General features: G+C 64.3%; 14 protein-coding genes and 1 tRNA gene. 7 read left to right on the top strand and 8 right to left on the bottom strand.

All coding sequences use genetic code 11. The annotated features are described in order from the left end of the window. Positions 1-212 precede the first annotated feature (212 nt). A complete protein-coding gene (copC, locus tag ACLFKU_RS06870) occupies positions 213-590 on the top strand; it encodes a copper homeostasis periplasmic binding protein CopC (protein ID WP_368583993.1) in 378 nt (125 codons plus the stop codon). Further along, positions 587-1,516 carry a CopD family protein gene (locus tag ACLFKU_RS06865; protein ID WP_410848585.1) on the top strand — a complete coding sequence of 310 codons (930 nt, stop codon included), beginning with the start codon at positions 587-589 and terminating at the stop codon, positions 1,514-1,516. Before copC ends, ACLFKU_RS06865 begins: the two co-directional genes overlap by 4 nt. A gap of 180 nt (positions 1,517-1,696) precedes the next feature. Here the strand turns inward: ACLFKU_RS06865 and ACLFKU_RS06860 are convergent, their stop codons facing one another. Next, on the bottom strand, positions 1,697-1,999 hold the full coding sequence (locus ACLFKU_RS06860; protein ID WP_013090463.1) for a hypothetical protein: 303 nt from the start codon (positions 1,997-1,999) through the stop codon (positions 1,697-1,699). Positions 2,000-2,176: 177 nt separating this feature from the next. Then, the gene (gene dgoD, locus ACLFKU_RS06855; RefSeq protein ID WP_176121784.1) at positions 2,177-3,325 is read right to left on the bottom strand and encodes a galactonate dehydratase; all 1,149 of its coding nucleotides are present in this window, start codon (positions 3,323-3,325) and stop codon (positions 2,177-2,179) included. A 134-nt stretch (positions 3,326-3,459) separates the two neighbouring features. Here dgoD and ACLFKU_RS06850 point away from each other — a divergent pair, with 134 nt between their 5' ends. Beyond that, a complete protein-coding gene (locus tag ACLFKU_RS06850) occupies positions 3,460-4,173 on the top strand; it encodes a FadR/GntR family transcriptional regulator (RefSeq protein WP_368584071.1) in 714 nt (237 codons plus the stop codon). 23 nt (positions 4,174-4,196) lie between these two features. On the opposite strand, the gene ACLFKU_RS06845 is transcribed toward ACLFKU_RS06850, so the two are convergent. Next, positions 4,197-5,735: a DHA2 family efflux MFS transporter permease subunit gene (locus tag ACLFKU_RS06845; RefSeq protein WP_410848584.1), complete on the bottom strand. Its 1,539-nt coding sequence runs from the start codon at positions 5,733-5,735 to the stop codon at positions 4,197-4,199. A 137-nt stretch (positions 5,736-5,872) separates the two neighbouring features. Here ACLFKU_RS06845 and ACLFKU_RS06840 point away from each other — a divergent pair, with 137 nt between their 5' ends. Then, positions 5,873-6,316: a MarR family winged helix-turn-helix transcriptional regulator gene (locus ACLFKU_RS06840; RefSeq protein ID WP_026229127.1), complete on the top strand. Its 444-nt coding sequence runs from the start codon at positions 5,873-5,875 to the stop codon at positions 6,314-6,316. A gap of 76 nt (positions 6,317-6,392) precedes the next feature. Here ACLFKU_RS06840 and ACLFKU_RS06835 read toward each other — a convergent pair whose 3' ends face one another. Beyond that, complete coding sequence (locus ACLFKU_RS06835) at positions 6,393-6,728, bottom strand: hypothetical protein (protein ID WP_410848583.1); 336 nt, start codon at positions 6,726-6,728, stop codon at positions 6,393-6,395. Positions 6,729-7,161: 433 nt separating this feature from the next. Here ACLFKU_RS06835 and ACLFKU_RS06830 point away from each other — a divergent pair, with 433 nt between their 5' ends. Continuing rightward, a complete protein-coding gene (locus tag ACLFKU_RS06830; RefSeq protein ID WP_410848582.1) occupies positions 7,162-8,373 on the top strand; it encodes an MFS transporter in 1,212 nt (403 codons plus the stop codon). Between the two features lie 63 nt (positions 8,374-8,436). Here the strand turns inward: ACLFKU_RS06830 and ACLFKU_RS06825 are convergent. The 4 genes from ACLFKU_RS06825 to ACLFKU_RS06810 form a co-directional block, all read right to left on the bottom strand. Beyond that, positions 8,437-8,513 (bottom strand) — tRNA-Met (locus tag ACLFKU_RS06825). 86 nt (positions 8,514-8,599) lie between these two features. Beyond that, positions 8,600-10,258, bottom strand: a complete 1,659-nt coding sequence (locus tag ACLFKU_RS06820; protein WP_368583988.1) for an MFS transporter — start codon at positions 10,256-10,258, stop codon at positions 8,600-8,602. A gap of 229 nt (positions 10,259-10,487) precedes the next feature. Continuing rightward, on the bottom strand, positions 10,488-12,026 hold the full coding sequence (locus tag ACLFKU_RS06815; protein ID WP_176105123.1) for a sensor histidine kinase: 1,539 nt from the start codon (positions 12,024-12,026) through the stop codon (positions 10,488-10,490). 9 nt (positions 12,027-12,035) lie between these two features. Then, the gene (locus tag ACLFKU_RS06810) at positions 12,036-12,845 is read right to left on the bottom strand and encodes a response regulator (RefSeq protein WP_410848581.1); all 810 of its coding nucleotides are present in this window, start codon (positions 12,843-12,845) and stop codon (positions 12,036-12,038) included. Between the two features lie 254 nt (positions 12,846-13,099). On the opposite strand from ACLFKU_RS06810, the gene recA reads away from it, so the two are divergent. Next, on the top strand, positions 13,100-14,176 hold the full coding sequence (recA, locus tag ACLFKU_RS06805) for a recombinase RecA (RefSeq protein WP_368583985.1): 1,077 nt from the start codon (positions 13,100-13,102) through the stop codon (positions 14,174-14,176). A 7-nt stretch (positions 14,177-14,183) separates the two neighbouring features. After that, a complete protein-coding gene (recX, locus tag ACLFKU_RS06800) occupies positions 14,184-14,951 on the top strand; it encodes a recombination regulator RecX (protein ID WP_410848580.1) in 768 nt (255 codons plus the stop codon). The last annotated feature ends 64 nt before the right edge of the window (positions 14,952-15,015 follow it).

Here is a 15,015-nt window from a genome sequence, read left to right as displayed (position 1 = left end):
CCGCCATGCGACAGTGTGTCGCGTTTGCCAGTTTGGGACTTCAGTTGCGTCGCGCGTCGTGATCAACAGCTTTGTCTCATCAAGCAAGGTTGAACCGATCCCCGCGCGCGCCATCGAAGCGTACACTTCCGGGCTTCGCCGGCCGTCGTGCAGACGATGCGCGTCGTCGGCCCGGCTTTGTTCCGTTCGTTCTCATCCGCTATCGGCCTTACATGAAGCTATTCGATTTCTCCTCATCGACGCTGCGAGCGTTGATGTCCGGCGCGGTGGCGCTGGCCATGTCATCCACCGCGTTCGCGCATGCGCATCCGATCTCGAGCGTGCCGGCCGCGAACGCCGAGGCCGTCGCGCCCGCCGACGTGACCATTCATTTCACCGAGCCGCTCGAGCCGGCGTTCAGCAAGATCACACTCGCCGATGGAAGCGGCAAGTCCGCGGCTTCGACCGCATCGACGGTCGACAGCGCGGACGCCCGCGAGATGCGCCTCGCGCTGCCTCAGTTGTCGAGCGGCCGCTATGCGGTGCACTGGGTCGCGGTGGCCACCGATGGCCATCGTACGCAAGGCGACTTCGCGTTCAACGTCAAATGAACTTCGACGGACTGTGGATCGGGCAGGTCGCAATGGCCGCGCTCATGAACGTCGCGTTCGGCTTCGCCGTTGGCTCGGCGCTACTCGGCGCTTGGCTCGCGAAAGACGGGCTGCAAGGCACTTCACCGGCGCGCCCCGGCTGGATGCGCGCACATCGCTCGATGCTCGCGGCGACCATCGTGCTGGTGCTCGCGGATCTCGGCTGGCTGTTGTATCAGGCGGCGTCGATGAGCGGCGTCGCGTTGCCCGCGGCGTTCGGCATGGTGCCGATGGTGCTGACGCAAACGCATGTCGGCTATGGCTGGAGCGTCGCGTTCGGCGGCGCGCTGGTGCTGCTCGGCACCGCGCTGAGCCATGGCACGGGCATGCTGCGTAACACGCTGCTGTGGCTCGCGGTGCTCGCGATCTCGGCGGGCAAGGCGTCGCTCGGTCATGCTGCGGATGCCGGCGTGATGTCGGCCGCGATCGGCATGCAGACGCTGCACGTGCTCGCGACGAGCGTATGGGGCGGTGTCGCGTTGGCCGCGGGCTTCGCGGTGCTGCCGGCGCTCGGCGCATCAACCGCGCGCGGCATGCTGATTCGCACGGCGACCCAGGTGTCGAACGTGTCGCTCGTCGCGGTCGCGTTGGTGTTGCTGTCGGGCGTCTTCAATGCCGTGCGCGGCTCGGGCGGGTCGTTCGAAGCGATTCAGGGGAGCACGTGGGGCCATGTGCTGACATTGAAGCTCGTACTGGTCGCGCTCGCGCTCGTGCTCGGCGCGCTGAATCGCACCTCGGCGCTGCCGCGGCTGCGTCGTACCGCGTCGACGATGGATGCGCATACCTTCGTCAACGTGATCTATCTGGAAGCGCTCGTGATGATCGGTGTGTTCGTCGTCGCGGCCGCGTTGTCGCACACCGTGCCGGCGTTCGCTGCGCTCGGTTGAACGCGCGGCGAGCCGCATAAAAAAGCGCCGCACTGCGAAGCACGTGCGGCGCAATACACACGGTCGCCTGGCTGTGGCCAGCGCACCCGCTACTACTCTTCAGGCAAACGGCGCGTCGTCGCGCGCCCGTTCCGGCAATGCAGGCGTCAGTCGCATCACGCGGCCCGGCTCGAAGCGCGCTTACTCGAGACCGAGGCGGTGACCGAGAATCGGCGCGCAGAACAACGCGATCGCGCAGCCCGCGGCCTTGCCTTCGAGTTCGGCGCCGGCCGCGTGCGTGCCGACCATCTGCGTGAGCAGATCGAAAACCTGCGGCAGGCAGTACAGCACTGCCGCCGCGATAAAGCATTTCCCGACTACCGCAATACTCCATCCGCGCTCGTAGGCGACCATCGCGCCGATGATGCGCAGCACGCCGAAGACGACCAGCGCGCCGACCGCCGCCTGTTCGCGGATCAGATAGTCAGGAAGGAATTCGCCCATGGTGTCCCCGCTGCATGCGTTGTCGGCATGCATTTCAGCAAGGAGCAGACCATGCGTCTGTCCGATACCGAACAAACGTGGCGAGGGCCGGGCGGGATAAGGCTGGGCGGGGATCGAGGCAGGGCGGGCGGCCCGCGCGTCACGTGGCCGGAACGCGCGGGCGCAATGGCCTACGAATCACCATTCGGCGACGCTGCCGTCCGTGTGACGCCACACCGGATTGCGCCAGCGATGACCGACCTTCGCCATTTCGCGCACCTTCTCTTCGTTCACTTCGATGCCGAGGCCCGGGCCCTGCGGGATCGACACGAAGCCGTCTTCATATTTGAAGACTTCCGGATTCTTGATGTAATCGAGCAGGTCGTTGCCCTGGTTGTAGTGGATGCCGAGGCTCTGTTCCTGGATGAACGCGTTGTAGCTGACCGCGTCGATCTGCAGGCAGGTTGCGAGCGCAATCGGGCCGAGCGGACAATGCAGCGCGAGCGCGACGTCGTAGGCTTCGGCCATCGCGGCGATCTTGCGGCACTCCGTGATGCCGCCCGCGTGCGAGGCATCCGGCTGGATGATGTCGACGTAGCCGCCCGACAGGATGTGCTTGAAGTCCCAGCGCGAATACAGACGCTCGCCGAGCGCGATCGGGGTATTGGTCTGGTTGACGATGTCGCGCAGCGCCTCTGCATTCTCCGACAGCACCGGCTCTTCGATGAACAGCAGCTTGTACGGATCGAGTTCCTTGGCGAGCACCTTCGCCATCGGCTTGTGCACGCGACCGTGGAAGTCCACGCCGATGCCGATGTTCGGCCCGACCGCCTCGCGGACCGCCGCGACGTTGTTGATCACGCCTTGCACCTTGTCGAAGGTGTCGATGATCTGCAGTTCTTCCGAGCCGTTCATCTTGACGGCCTTGAAGCCGCGCTCGACCACCGCGCGCGCGTTGTTCGCGACATCGCTCGGGCGGTCGCCGCCGATCCACGAGTACACCTTGATCTTGTCGCGCACCTGGCCGCCGAGCAGCGCATGCACCGGCACGCCATGATGCTTGCCCTTGATGTCCCACAGCGCCTGATCGACGCCGGCGATCGCGCTCATCGTGATCGGGCCGCCGCGATAGAACCCCGCGCGGTACATCACCTGCCAGTGGTCCTCGATCAACAGCGGGTCCTTGCCGATCAGATAGTCGGAGAGTTCCTCGACGGCGGCGGCGACCGTATGCGCGCGGCCTTCCACCACCGGCTCGCCCCAACCGACGATGCCTTCGTCGGTCTCGATCTTGAGGAAGCACCAGCGCGGCGGGACGATGAAGGTTTCGAGCTTGGTGATTTTCATGATGTGAGTCTCCTGACGATCTGCCGGCACGCAAAGAATTTTGGGAGTTCCATGCTACAACAAAAATGCACTAAAATACTATTAATAGTACTATTTGTCACAAAGTGGTGAGATTTGGAATACTCGTCGCCGCGTTGCGCGACGAGACCACCACCCGCGAGGAGAAAACCATTCCGCACGATCTGCATGGGCGAGTCACCCAACTGCTCGCGACCGCGATTCTGCGCGGCGACTATGCGCCGGAGTCGATCCTGCCTCGCGAAGCCGAGTTGATGGAGACGTTCGGTGTGAGCCGCACGGTGTTGCGCGAGGCGCTGCGCACGCTGACGTCGAAAGGACTGATCGAATCGCGGCCGCGCGTGGGTACACGCGTGCGGGTCAAGTCCGCGTGGAATCTGCTCGATGCCGATCTGCTCGACTGGTATTCGCGCGTCGCCGAGCCGATGGCGTTCGCACTCAAGCTGCAGGAAATGCGCGAGATGATCGAGCCTTACGCGGCCGGCCTCGCGGCCACCGCGTGCACCGATGACACCTTGGGCGCGCTTGCGGCCGCCCATGCCGCGATGGTGGCGGCGCGTAACGTCGATGAATGGGTGCGTGCGGATCTGCAGTTCCATCTGTGCGTGCTGACCGCGTGCAGCAACGAATTGCTGATTCCGCTCGGCGCGCTGATCGAGCGCACGCTCGAGGCACAGTTGCGGCTCAATGCGAAACGCGCCGATGTGTTCAACGCGTCGCTCGCCGAGCACACGGCGGTGTACGACGCGATCCGCGCGCGCGATACCGCGGCGGCGTACGCGGCGATGTCGTCATTGCTCGGCGTGACGCGCGGGCGAATCGAAGGCTGAGGCGGACAGCGCCGAGCTCGATCTCAATCCATCGCCGCATGCGCGGCCGACGCATCCGGCGCCTTATGCGACGGCCGGATCAGCAGCAATAGCGGGATGACCAGCAGCGTCGCCACGAACATCAGCTTGAAGTCGTTCAGATACGCGACCATTGCCGCCTGCTGCGTGATCGACGCGTTCAGTGCCGCGATGTCGTAGCTCGAGCCGCCGTCGAGCATCGACTGCAGCGCCGGATTGAACGCAGTGACGTTCGCGGCGAGGTCCGCGTGCGAGATTTGCGTGTTGCGCGTCATCAGCGTCTGCACGATCGAAATGCCGATACTGCTGCCGATATTGCGCATCAGGCTATAGGTCGCGGTGCCGTCCGCGCGCAGCTCCGGCGACAGCGTCGAGAACGTCAGTGCGGACAGCGGCACGAACACGAGGCCGAGCCCGAAGCCCTGGATCACGCCGGGCCACACGATGTTCGACTCCGACAGCACGATCGTGTAATGCATCATCTGCCACAGCGCGAACGCCGAGATCAGGAAGCCGCAGAGCAATAGAAGCCGCGCGTCGACGCGCCTGAGCAGCCGGCCGGCGATCAGCATTGCGACCATCGTGCCGGCGCCGCTCGGCGCGGTGACGAGGCCGGTGGTCGCGACCGGATAGCCCATCAGGTTCTGCAGCATCGGCGGCAGCAGCGCGCGGGTTGCGTACATCACCGCGCCGATCACGAAGATGAAGAACGTGCCGGTCGCGAAGTTCGGGTCCTTCAGCAACTTGTACTTGAAAAACGAGCGCTCGCCGACCGTCGCCGTGTGGACGAGGAAGAACGCGAAGCTGATCGCCGCGACGAGCGCCTCGATCACGATCTCGGTCGATGAAAACCAGTCGAGCTGCTCGCCGCGATCGAGCATCGCCTGCAACGCTCCGATTGCGAGGCCGAGCGTGACGAAGCCGAACGCGTCGAACTTCACGTCGTGCTTGGGCTCGCGCGTGGGCAGGAAGGTCGCGACGCCGAACAGCGCGAACGCGCCGATCGGCACGTTGATGAAGAACACCCAGCGCCAGTTGTAGCTATCGGTGAGCCAGCCGCCGAGCGTCGGCCCGAGAATCGGCCCGACCATCACGCCCATGCCCCATACGGCCATCGCCTGGCCCTGCTTTTCACGCGGGTTGATGTCGAGCAGGATCGACTGCGACAGCGGCACGAGCGATGCGCCGAAAATCCCTTGCAGCAAACGCGACACGACGATCTGCGACAGCGTCTCGGAGAGACCGCACAACGCGGATGCGACCGTGAAGCCGCCGATTGCAATCAGCAGCAGCCGCTTGACGCTCAGGCGGTCCGCCAGCCAGCCAGTCAGCGGCGTGGCGATCGCGGCGGCGACGATATAGGAAGTCAGCACCCACGTGATCTCGTCCTGCGACGCGGACAGCGTGCCTTGCATATGCGGCAGCGCCACGTTGGCGATCGTGCTGTCGAGCGTCTGGATCAGCGTCGCGAGCATGATCGAGACTGTGATCATCGGCCGGTTGAGCAGCTCAGTGGCGCTCGCCGGCGTGGAGGCGGAAGACATGAAAGGTGGGGAGGGTCGATATCGTAAGCATGCTTAGTATATCGCCAATGCGGGTTTGCGCTATTGGGAGTTGTGCTGAACCTCGAACGCAGGGGGTAAGCACACTGAAAGCCGAACTGCTTCCGTATAATCCGCGCATGAAAACCCAATTCGAAGAGCGCTTCGGCTTTCTGATCTACGACGTCGGCCGGCTGGCGGGCAAGCGATTCGACGATCACGCGAAGTCGTCGGTCGACCTGACTCGCGCGCAGTGTCGCGTGCTCGCCTATCTCGGCCATTACGGCGAGATCAATCAGGCCCGGCTCGCAGATCTGCTCGAGGTCGCGCCGATCTCGGCGGGCCGGCTGCTCGATCGGATGGAGGAGGGCGGCTGGATCGAGCGGACCGCGAATCCGCAGGATCGCCGCGAGCGCCAGGTGCGCATGACGCCGAAGGCCGAGCGCACGCTCGGCAAGGCGCGCAAGGTCGGCGACGAGGTCGCGCTCGAAGCGCTCAATGGTTTCAGCGATGAAGAAGCGGCGCAGTTGATCGCGCTGCTCCAGCGGGTGCGCGGCAACCTGAGCCGGCTGGTGGATCGCTGAAGCGTCGCGGTGTTGGCGCGACGCTGAAGTTTTTTGCGCGAGCCCGAGCGACGTTGGGCTCGCGCTTCAAATCACGTTATTTGGATTCCGACGCCGGCGCAGCGCCGCTCGGCGGTACCAGCTCGTAACAGCCCGCCGCCGCCGTTTTCGCTTTTGCTTCCGGTTGCTGCGGATCGATGCATTTGAACGCGCTCTGATCGCGCTGCACGAAGATCGTGTCGGCCGGCCCGTTGTTGACGACGGCGACGATCTTGTAGCCGTCCTGCAGCAGCGTCGCGAGCATGGTCGAGCTGGCGCGCCATTGACTGTCGGACGTGCTCGGCGTTTGGGCCTGTGCGGCGAGGGCGGCGGTCGTGCCGGCGAGCGTAAGCGCAGCGGTGGTTGCGGCAAGCGCGACGGTGCGGAACGTCATTAAGGAACCTCCTCGAAGTTGCGACGGAATTGCGGAAGGAAGCCTGCCAGGTCCCGCGTCGCGGACGCGCGTTGAACCTCCGGAGAGAACTTGCCAGACTTGCTTCGGGCGCTATTCTCTCAAGAGACGGAGCTGCCAACGAAACCCGCGGCGCTTCACTGCCCATACTCTGCGACGCCATTGCTCATCGTTCGTTCCATCCGGATGCTCGCGTAACGCTCGCTCGCAAGCCACGCTCGCGATGAACGAGCCAGACCCAGCGCTGGGCATTTCCCACAGTGCGACAGCAATTCTTGCGCCGCCATCGGTGACGCGCCGCGGAGGTATCCGACTCAGCGATGCCAGATAAGATGTAGCGGTCGTAGCGAACTGCGCTAGCGCTCGCATGCGTCCGTACCGTTTCTACCGCGTTATTTGATGCCATCCCTATCGAATGCGAAACGAATCGCAAGTCAATGTCGTGCGGCAGATTCCACGCAGCGTGTGGGTTCTAGGATGTGTAAGTCTTTTCATGGACATCTCATCCGAAATCATCCACAGCCTGCTGCCGATGTTTCTCTTGGCGAGCCTTGGCGCCGGGGCCGGCGCGATTGGGCTCATCGAAGGCGTCGCGGAGGCCACGGCTCAAATCGTCAAGGTGTTTTCGGGAACGCTAAGCGACTACCTCGGCAACCGGAAGTGGCTTGCCGTAGCCGGGTATGCGCTCGGCGCGATGAGCAAGCCGCTTTTTGCTGTAGCGTCGTCGGTGGGAGTCGTGGTGACGGCGCGCGTCATCGACCGTGTCGGCAAGGGCATTCGTGGTGCGCCTCGCGATGCGCTCATCGCAGATGTCACGCCGCAACACCTGCGTGGCGCGGCCTTCGGCCTGCGCCAGTCGCTCGATACGGTCGGTGCGTTTGTCGGACCACTGCTGGCCGTTCTCATCATGCTGATATGGACAGACAATTTTCGGCTTGCGTTCTGGCTTGCCGTCATTCCCGGCGTGCTCGCGGTCGCGCTTTTGACGTTCGGTATCACCGAGCCCGAGCACGAGCTTCGCGCGAAGAGAAGCAACCCTGTGAGGTGGCAGAGTCTCAAGGACCTTGGTTTGGACTACTGGTGGGTCGTAGGGATAGGGGCTGTGTTCGCGTTGGCGCGATTCAGCGAGGCTTTCCTGGTGCTTCGTGCGATGGGTAGCGGCGTACCGATTGCGCTCGTTCCGCTGGTCATGGTGGCAATGAATGTCGTCTACGCGCTGTCCGCTTATCCATTCGGGAAACTCGCGGACACGATGCGTCATACGCGGCTGCTGATCGGTGGTCTGATCGTGTTGATCGGCGCCGACCTCGTGCTAGCGCACGGCACCCACTGGGGTGTGGTCGTCGTCGGGGTAGCGCTTTGGGGGCTGCACATGGGGATGACTCAAGGCCTGCTCGCCACGATGGTCGCGCACACGGCGCCGGCGCATCTGCGTGGGACTGCATTTGGTTTCTTCAATCTGCTGAGCGGCATCGTGACGCTGGTTTCGAGCGTTATCGCAGGTCAGCTGTGGGAACGTGTGGGTGCCGCCATGACGTTTTATGCGGGGGCGGCGTTCGGTGTGGTGACCGTCGTGGCGCTTCTCTTTCACCCGACACCGGCCGGATCGCGTAACGACCTGAGTTGACGTGGCAGCGTTGAAAAACAAAAAAGCCGCTGTCCTTGTGAGACAGCGGCTTTTTCTTGAAGCTGGTGGCGAATCAGGGACTCGAACCCCGGACCTGCGGATTATGATTCCGTCGCTCTAACCGACTGAGCTAATTCGCCGAAAGAAGCGAGATTATGCTGGGGCAACCGGAGGCTGTCAACCCCCGGCGCACAACTTTTTCAGGTGGCCCGGACTCGCGGTCCACTCAATCTTTTGCGTAGATATCCGAGTCCTTGGTTTCGCGCACGAACAGCATGCCGATCACGAAGGTGATCACCGCGATGATGATCGGATACCAGAGCCCCGAGTAGATGTTGCCCCGCGCGGCGACGATCGCGAACGCGGTCGCCGGCAGGAAGCCGCCGAACCAGCCATTGCCGATGTGATACGGCAGCGACATCGACGTATAACGGATGCGCGTCGGGAACATCTCGACCAGCATCGCCGCGATAGGACCGTAGACCATCGTTACGTAGATCACGAGGATCGTCAGGATCACGACGCTCATCGGCCAGTTGATCTGAGCCGGATCGGCCTTCGGCGGGTAGCCGGCGGCCTTCAGCGTCGCGGCGAGCGTCTTCTCGAAGGTCTTGGCTTGCTCCTTCGCGTCGGGGGCGCGGCCATCGAACGTGTTGACGACCGTATCACCCACGCGGATCTGCGCGATCGTGCCGGCCGGCGCCGCGACGTTGTCGTAGTTCAGGCCGGCTCGCGACAGCGCGCCCTTCGCGATATCGCACGAGGTCACGAACTTAGCCGTGCCCACTGGATTGAACTGGAACGAGCACTCGCCCGGATCGGCGATCACGACGATCGGCGACTTCGCGGTCGCGGCTTCGAGCGCCGGGTTCGTGTAGTGCGTGAGCGCCTTGAACAGCGGGAAGTACGTCAGCGCGGCGATCAGCAGACCGGCCATGATGATCGGCTTGCGGCCGATGCGATCCGACAGCGAGCCGAAGAACAGGAAGAACGGCGTGCCGATCAGCAGCGCGAGCGCGATCATGATGTTGGCGCTCGTACCGTCGACCTTCAGCGTCTGCGTGAGGAAGAACAGCGTGTAGAACTGGCCCGTGTACCACACGACAGCCTGGCCGGCCGTCAGGCCGAGCAGCGCGAGAATCACGACCTTCAGGTTCTTCCACTGGCCGAACGCTTCGGAGAGCGGCGCCTTCGAGGTCTTGCCCTCGGCCTTGATGCGCTCGAACACCGGCGACTCATGCAGTTGCAGGCGAATCCACACCGACACCGCGAGCAGCAGAATCGACACGACGAACGGGATGCGCCAACCCCAGGCGCCGAACGCGTCTTCGCCCATGAAAGTACGCACGCCGAGGATCACGAGCAGCGACAGGAACAGACCGAGCGTCGCGGTGGTCTGGATCCACGCGGTGTAGAAGCCGCGGCGGTTCGCCGGCGCGTGTTCGGCCACGTAGGTCGCGGCGCCGCCGTACTCGCCGCCGAGCGCGAGACCTTGCAGCAAGCGCATCGCGATGAAGATCACCGGCGAAGCGATGCCGATTGCCGCATAGCCGGGCAGGAAGCCGACGAGGAACGTCGACAGACCCATGATGATGATCGTGATCAGGAACGTGTACTTGCGCCCGACCATGTCGCCGAGTCGTCCGAATACGACCGCGCCGAACGGCCGCACCGCGAAGCCCGCGGCGAAGCTGAGCAGCGTGAAAATGAACGCCGCGGTCGGATTGACGCCGGAAAAGAAGCTCTTGCTGATGAAGGCCGCAAGCGAACCGGCCAGATAAAAGTCGTACCACTCGAAAACCGTACCCAGCGACGATGCGAAGATCACCCGCTTCTCATCGCGCGTCATCGGCGCGTGCGAGAGTTGCCCGCCAACGGTAGCCATATGTCGTCTCCAATATTGATATACACACGGATCGCCAGCGCAGGCGTCCCCGTGCAACCGATTATTGGAGTGGAAACTTACGGCGTTCTGACTCGACGCCAAAACCTGGGGTAGTCCGGTAAACCGGCGAACAGGCGATCAATTTCGGTCAATGTGCGGCGATATTTGTGCGATCCGCGCCGAAATATCTCAAAAACACGCTGACGATCAAGCTGGCTATGGGGCCGTGTTAGGGTAAGTCCCGCCCCCGTTCGAGCACCTGCAAGCTGACGCGCACCAGGGTGCCGGCGAGCCGCGGCGACTCCTGGTAGACGTTGTCGTCGATCGCGAGCTCGCCGCCGTGCATCGCCGCGATCTCGCGCACGATCGCGAGACCGAGGCCGCTGCCGTCGCCCTCGCGGCCCAGAATCCGGTAGAAGCGCTCGACCACGCGCGAGCGCTCGCTGGCCGGAATGCCGAGCCCGGTGTCCTCGACTTCCAGATGCACGAGCCGCGCCGGGGCGTCGTGCCGCACGCGCACGGTGATGCGGCCGCCCGCCGGCGTATAGCGGATCGCGTTGTCGATCAGGTTCGACAGCATTTCGCGCAGCATCACCGGATTGCCGGCGACCTCGACCGGCTCGTCGGGCGCTTCGTAGCCGAGGTCCATCTGCTTGGCGAGCGCGGCCTGCACCCATTCGCGCACCGCGCTGCGCGCGAGTTCGCCGAGTTCGACCGGCGTGAAGATCTGCCCCGACCGACGGTTTTCCGCGCGCGCGAGCGCGAGCAGCTGCGTGACGAGCCGCGCGGCGTGCTCGGAGCTCGTCGCGATCTGTTCGAGCGAGCGATGCACCTCGGCCGACGCGTTCTGGCGCAGCGCTAGCTCGGCCTGCGTGCGCAGCCCGGCGAGCGGCGTTTTCATCTGATGCGCGGCGTCGGCGATAAAGCGCTTTTGCAGCTCCATGTTCTGTTCGAGGCGCGTGAGCAGATCGTTGAACGACGTGACGAGCGGCTCGATTTCCGGCGGCGCGCGGCGCGCTTCGAGCGGCGACAGATCGTCCGGCCGCCGCGCGCGGATATGCGCCTGCAGCGCATGCAGCGGCTCGAGCCCGCGCGATAGCCCGAACCACACGAGCAGGATCGCGAGCGGCAGGATCACGAACTGCGGCAGGATCACGCCCTTGATGATGTCGTTGGCGAGCTGGCTGCGCTTGTCGAGCGTTTCGGCGACCTGCACCAGCACGGGCTGCGCGCCCGGCGTCTGCGGAAACTCGACGGTCGTATACGCGACGCGGATGTCGTTGCCGCGCAGCACGTCGTCGCGGAATTCGACGAGGCCCGGTGGCGGGCGGTCCTCCTCGTGCGGCAGCGGCATGTCGCGCTCGCCGGCCACCAGCTCGCCGCGCGTGCCGAGCACCTGGAAAAACACGCTGTCGACGTTGTCGGCGCGCAGGAAATCGCGCGTCGACTCGGGCAGCGACAGCTCCGCGACGCCGTTGACCGGATGGATCTGGCGCGCGAGCACATAGGCGTCGGTTTCGAGCGCGCGGTCGAACGGCCCGTTCGCGATCGATTTCGCGACCAGATAGGTGACCGCGAGGCTCATCGGCCACAACAGCAGCAGCGGGGCGAGCATCCAGTCGAGAATCTCGCCGAACAGCGAGCGCGGACGCGCCTCGGCGGCGGCTTCGGTTTCGTCGGGCGGGGCGAACGGGTTGGCGTAGCGCGCGTCGCGCGCCTCGTCGAGGTCCGCCGCGTGCGCCGTGGCGCGATCAGCGCGTGCGGACATCGCTGGCCTCTATTTGTAGTGATGGCTCGCCGGCATCGCGGCGGACGACGGCGCGGGGGAAGGTGGTGCTGCTTGTGCCGCTTGTGCCGTTTGCGCCGTTTGCGCCGTTTGCGGCTCGGAGCCGGCGGCGGGCGTGTTCGCATTCGCGGGCGGCGCCGCTTTTTCGAGGCAGTAGCCGAGCCCGCGCACGGTGATGATGCGCACGCCGCTCGGCTCGATCTTCTTGCGCAGCCGGTGCACGTAGACTTCGATCGCGTTGTTGCTGACTTCCTCGCCCCATTCGCACAGATGGTCGACCAGTTGCTCTTTCGACACCAGCCGGCCGATCCGTTGCAGCAGCACTTCGAGCAGACCGAGCTCGCGCGCGGACAGATCGATCACCTGGTCATTGACATAGGCGATGCGGCCCACCTGATCGAACGACAGTGAACCATGCCGCACGACGGTCGGGCCGCCGCCGGCACCGCGCCGCGTCAGCGCGCGCACGCGGGCTTCCAGTTCGTTCAGCGCGAAGGGCTTGGCCATGTAATCGTCGGCGCCGAGGTCGAGGCCTTTGACGCGTTCGTCGACACTGTCTGCGGCGGTCAGGATCAGCACGGGCAGGTTCGAATTGCGCGCGCGCAGGCGGCGCAGCACCTCCAGCCCGGACATGCGCGGCAGGCCCAGATCGAGGATCAATAGGTCGAACGTCTGCATTGACAACGCGGTATCGGCTTCTACGCCGCTTTTGACGTGATCGACCGCATAGGCCGATTGGCGGAGTGATCGAACCAGACCGTCCGCGAGTATGCTGTCGTCTTCGGCAATCAGAATTCGCATGGTGCGCCAGCCTGGCTTTGCCGGCACCGTGGGGCTTGCCCCGGCGCGCAGCGGTCTCCGAACATTATTGTGGGTAGTGGGGGTGACGCGACATTAAAAATGCGCGTTCGCATCATAATCGCGCTTGCCAAAACCACTGTTTTTTTATACAGTGTCTGCGTTTCGTGTGATGTCCTGCAGGCTCCGCTCAATTCGAGTGAAACCACGGGTGCACACCTGCCTCAGACGCCGTTCATCATAGCAAAGGACGATTCATGGAAGAAAGCAAGAAAGGCTCGGCTGGACTGACTGCTGAAAAGAGCAAGGCTCTCGCCGCCGCGCTCGCGCAGATCGAAAAGCAGTTCGGCAAAGGGTCGGTCATGCGGCTCGGCGCAGGTGAGGCAGTCGAAGACATCCAGGTGGTCTCCACCGGATCGCTCGGCCTCGACATCGCACTGGGCGTCGGCGGTTTGCCGCGCGGCCGCGTGGTCGAAATCTACGGTCCGGAATCGTCCGGTAAAACCACGCTGACGCTGCAGGTCATCGCCGAAATGCAGAAGCTCGGTGGCACTGCGGCGTTCATCGACGCGGAACACGCGCTGGACATTCAATATGCGGGCAAGCTCGGCGTGAACGTCGCCGACCTGCTGGTCTCGCAACCGGACACCGGCGAGCAGGCGCTCGAAATCGCCGACGCGCTGGTGCGCTCGGGCTCGATCGACATGATCGTGATCGACTCGGTCGCGGCGCTGGTGCCGAAGGCGGAAATCGAAGGCGAAATGGGCGACTCGCTGCCGGGTCTGCAGGCGCGTCTGATGTCGCAGGCGCTGCGCAAGCTGACCGGCACGATCAAGCGCACGAACTGCCTCGTGATCTTCATCAACCAGATCCGCATGAAGATCGGCGTGATGTTCGGCAACCCGGAAACCACCACGGGCGGTAACGCGCTGAAGTTCTACGCATCGGTGCGTCTGGACATTCGCCGCATCGGTTCGATCAAGAAGAACGACGAAGTGATCGGCAACGAAACACGCGTGAAGGTCGTCAAGAACAAGGTGTCGCCGCCGTTCCGCGAAGCCATCTTCGACATCCTGTACGGTGAGGGCATCTCGCGTCAGGGCGAAATCATCGACCTCGGCGTGCAGGCGAAGATCGTCGACAAGGCTGGCGCATGGTACAGCTACAACGGCGAGCGGATCGGTCAGGGCAAGGACAACGCGCGTGAATTCCTGCGCGAAAATCCGGACATCGCTCGCGAAATCGAAAACCGTATCCGCGAATCGCTGGGCGTCACCGCGATGGCGGACGCCGTGACCGGCGCGGACGCTGAAGTCGCGGGCGAAGAAGAGTAAGCATCACGTGATACGCAAAGGCCGGCCTCTGTCCGGTTCCGACTCCGGACGCTATCCGGACGGCCCGCGCGACACGGCGGATGGATCGCCTGATTCCGGCGATCCATTCGATCCGTTCGAATCGTTCGACGCACATGACCGCGCCGCAGGCCGTGGGCCGCAGCGTACACGGTCCGGATCCCCTGCGGCATCGTCCAGCGCGGATCTCTCCGGACACGATTCCCAATCCCCCTCCGAAGTCACCTACACCCGCTCGCGTCGCCAGGCCGGCGAAGCGAAGGCGGGGCAGGCCGACCAAGACGACAGCAGAAAGTCCCAACGCCCAACCCGTCCGCTGAAAGCGCGCGCGCTCGGCTATCTGTCGCGTCGCGAATATAGCCGCGCCGAACTCGCGCGCAAGCTGAAGCCCTACGTCGAGGAAACCGATTCGCTCGACACGGTGCTTGACTCACTGGAAGCCGAAAACTGGCTATCGGACTCGCGCTTCGCGGAAAGTCTGGTTCACCGGCGCGCAACGCGGCTCGGCACGAGCCGCATTCTCGGCGAACTGAAGCAGCACGCGCTGAACCCAGCGCTGGTCGAAGAGGCGAGTGCGCAATTGCGTGAAACCGAACTCGCGCGCGCTCAGGCGGTCTGGCGCAAGAAGTTCGGCCAGCTGCCGAAAACCCCGGCCGAGCGCGCGAAGCAGGCGCGCTTCCTGGCGTCGCGCGGCTTCTCCGGCGCGACGATCGGCAAAATCCTGAAGGGTATTGACGACATCTGGGACGGCGACTAGCACGTCAGCCCCGACGGCCGGTCGATTGCCGCGCCGTAACCCGGCGCGAGGCCGTGCGCAATCG

Origin of the sequence: Paraburkholderia sp. EG304, assembly GCF_046543485.1 — a bacterium.
GTDB lineage: Bacteria > Pseudomonadota > Gammaproteobacteria > Burkholderiales > Burkholderiaceae > Paraburkholderia > Paraburkholderia youngii.
The sequence above is the reverse complement of the archived record's forward strand: the minus strand, read 5'-3'. Positions and strand labels throughout refer to the sequence as shown.

Coding starts and splice junctions, on each gene's coding strand:
- copC (WP_368583993.1), top strand. CDS start 213: ATGAAGCTATTCGATTTCTCCTCATCGACGCTGCGAGCGTTGATGTCC.
- dgoD (WP_176121784.1), bottom strand. CDS start 3,325: ATGAAAATCACCAAGCTCGAAACCTTCATCGTCCCGCCGCGCTGGTGC.
- ACLFKU_RS06815 (WP_176105123.1), bottom strand. CDS start 12,026: ATGTCCGCACGCGCTGATCGCGCCACGGCGCACGCGGCGGACCTCGAC.
- ACLFKU_RS06860 (WP_013090463.1), bottom strand. CDS start 1,999: ATGGGCGAATTCCTTCCTGACTATCTGATCCGCGAACAGGCGGCGGTC.
- ACLFKU_RS06865 (WP_410848585.1), top strand. CDS start 587: ATGAACTTCGACGGACTGTGGATCGGGCAGGTCGCAATGGCCGCGCTC.
- ACLFKU_RS06820 (WP_368583988.1), bottom strand. CDS start 10,258: ATGGCTACCGTTGGCGGGCAACTCTCGCACGCGCCGATGACGCGCGAT.
- ACLFKU_RS06845 (WP_410848584.1), bottom strand. CDS start 5,735: ATGTCTTCCGCCTCCACGCCGGCGAGCGCCACTGAGCTGCTCAACCGG.
- ACLFKU_RS06835 (WP_410848583.1), bottom strand. CDS start 6,728: ATGACGTTCCGCACCGTCGCGCTTGCCGCAACCACCGCTGCGCTTACG.
- recA (WP_368583985.1), top strand. CDS start 13,100: ATGGAAGAAAGCAAGAAAGGCTCGGCTGGACTGACTGCTGAAAAGAGC.
- ACLFKU_RS06840 (WP_026229127.1), top strand. CDS start 5,873: ATGAAAACCCAATTCGAAGAGCGCTTCGGCTTTCTGATCTACGACGTC.
- ACLFKU_RS06830 (WP_410848582.1), top strand. CDS start 7,162: ATGCGAAACGAATCGCAAGTCAATGTCGTGCGGCAGATTCCACGCAGC.
- ACLFKU_RS06810 (WP_410848581.1), bottom strand. CDS start 12,845: ATGCGAATTCTGATTGCCGAAGACGACAGCATACTCGCGGACGGTCTG.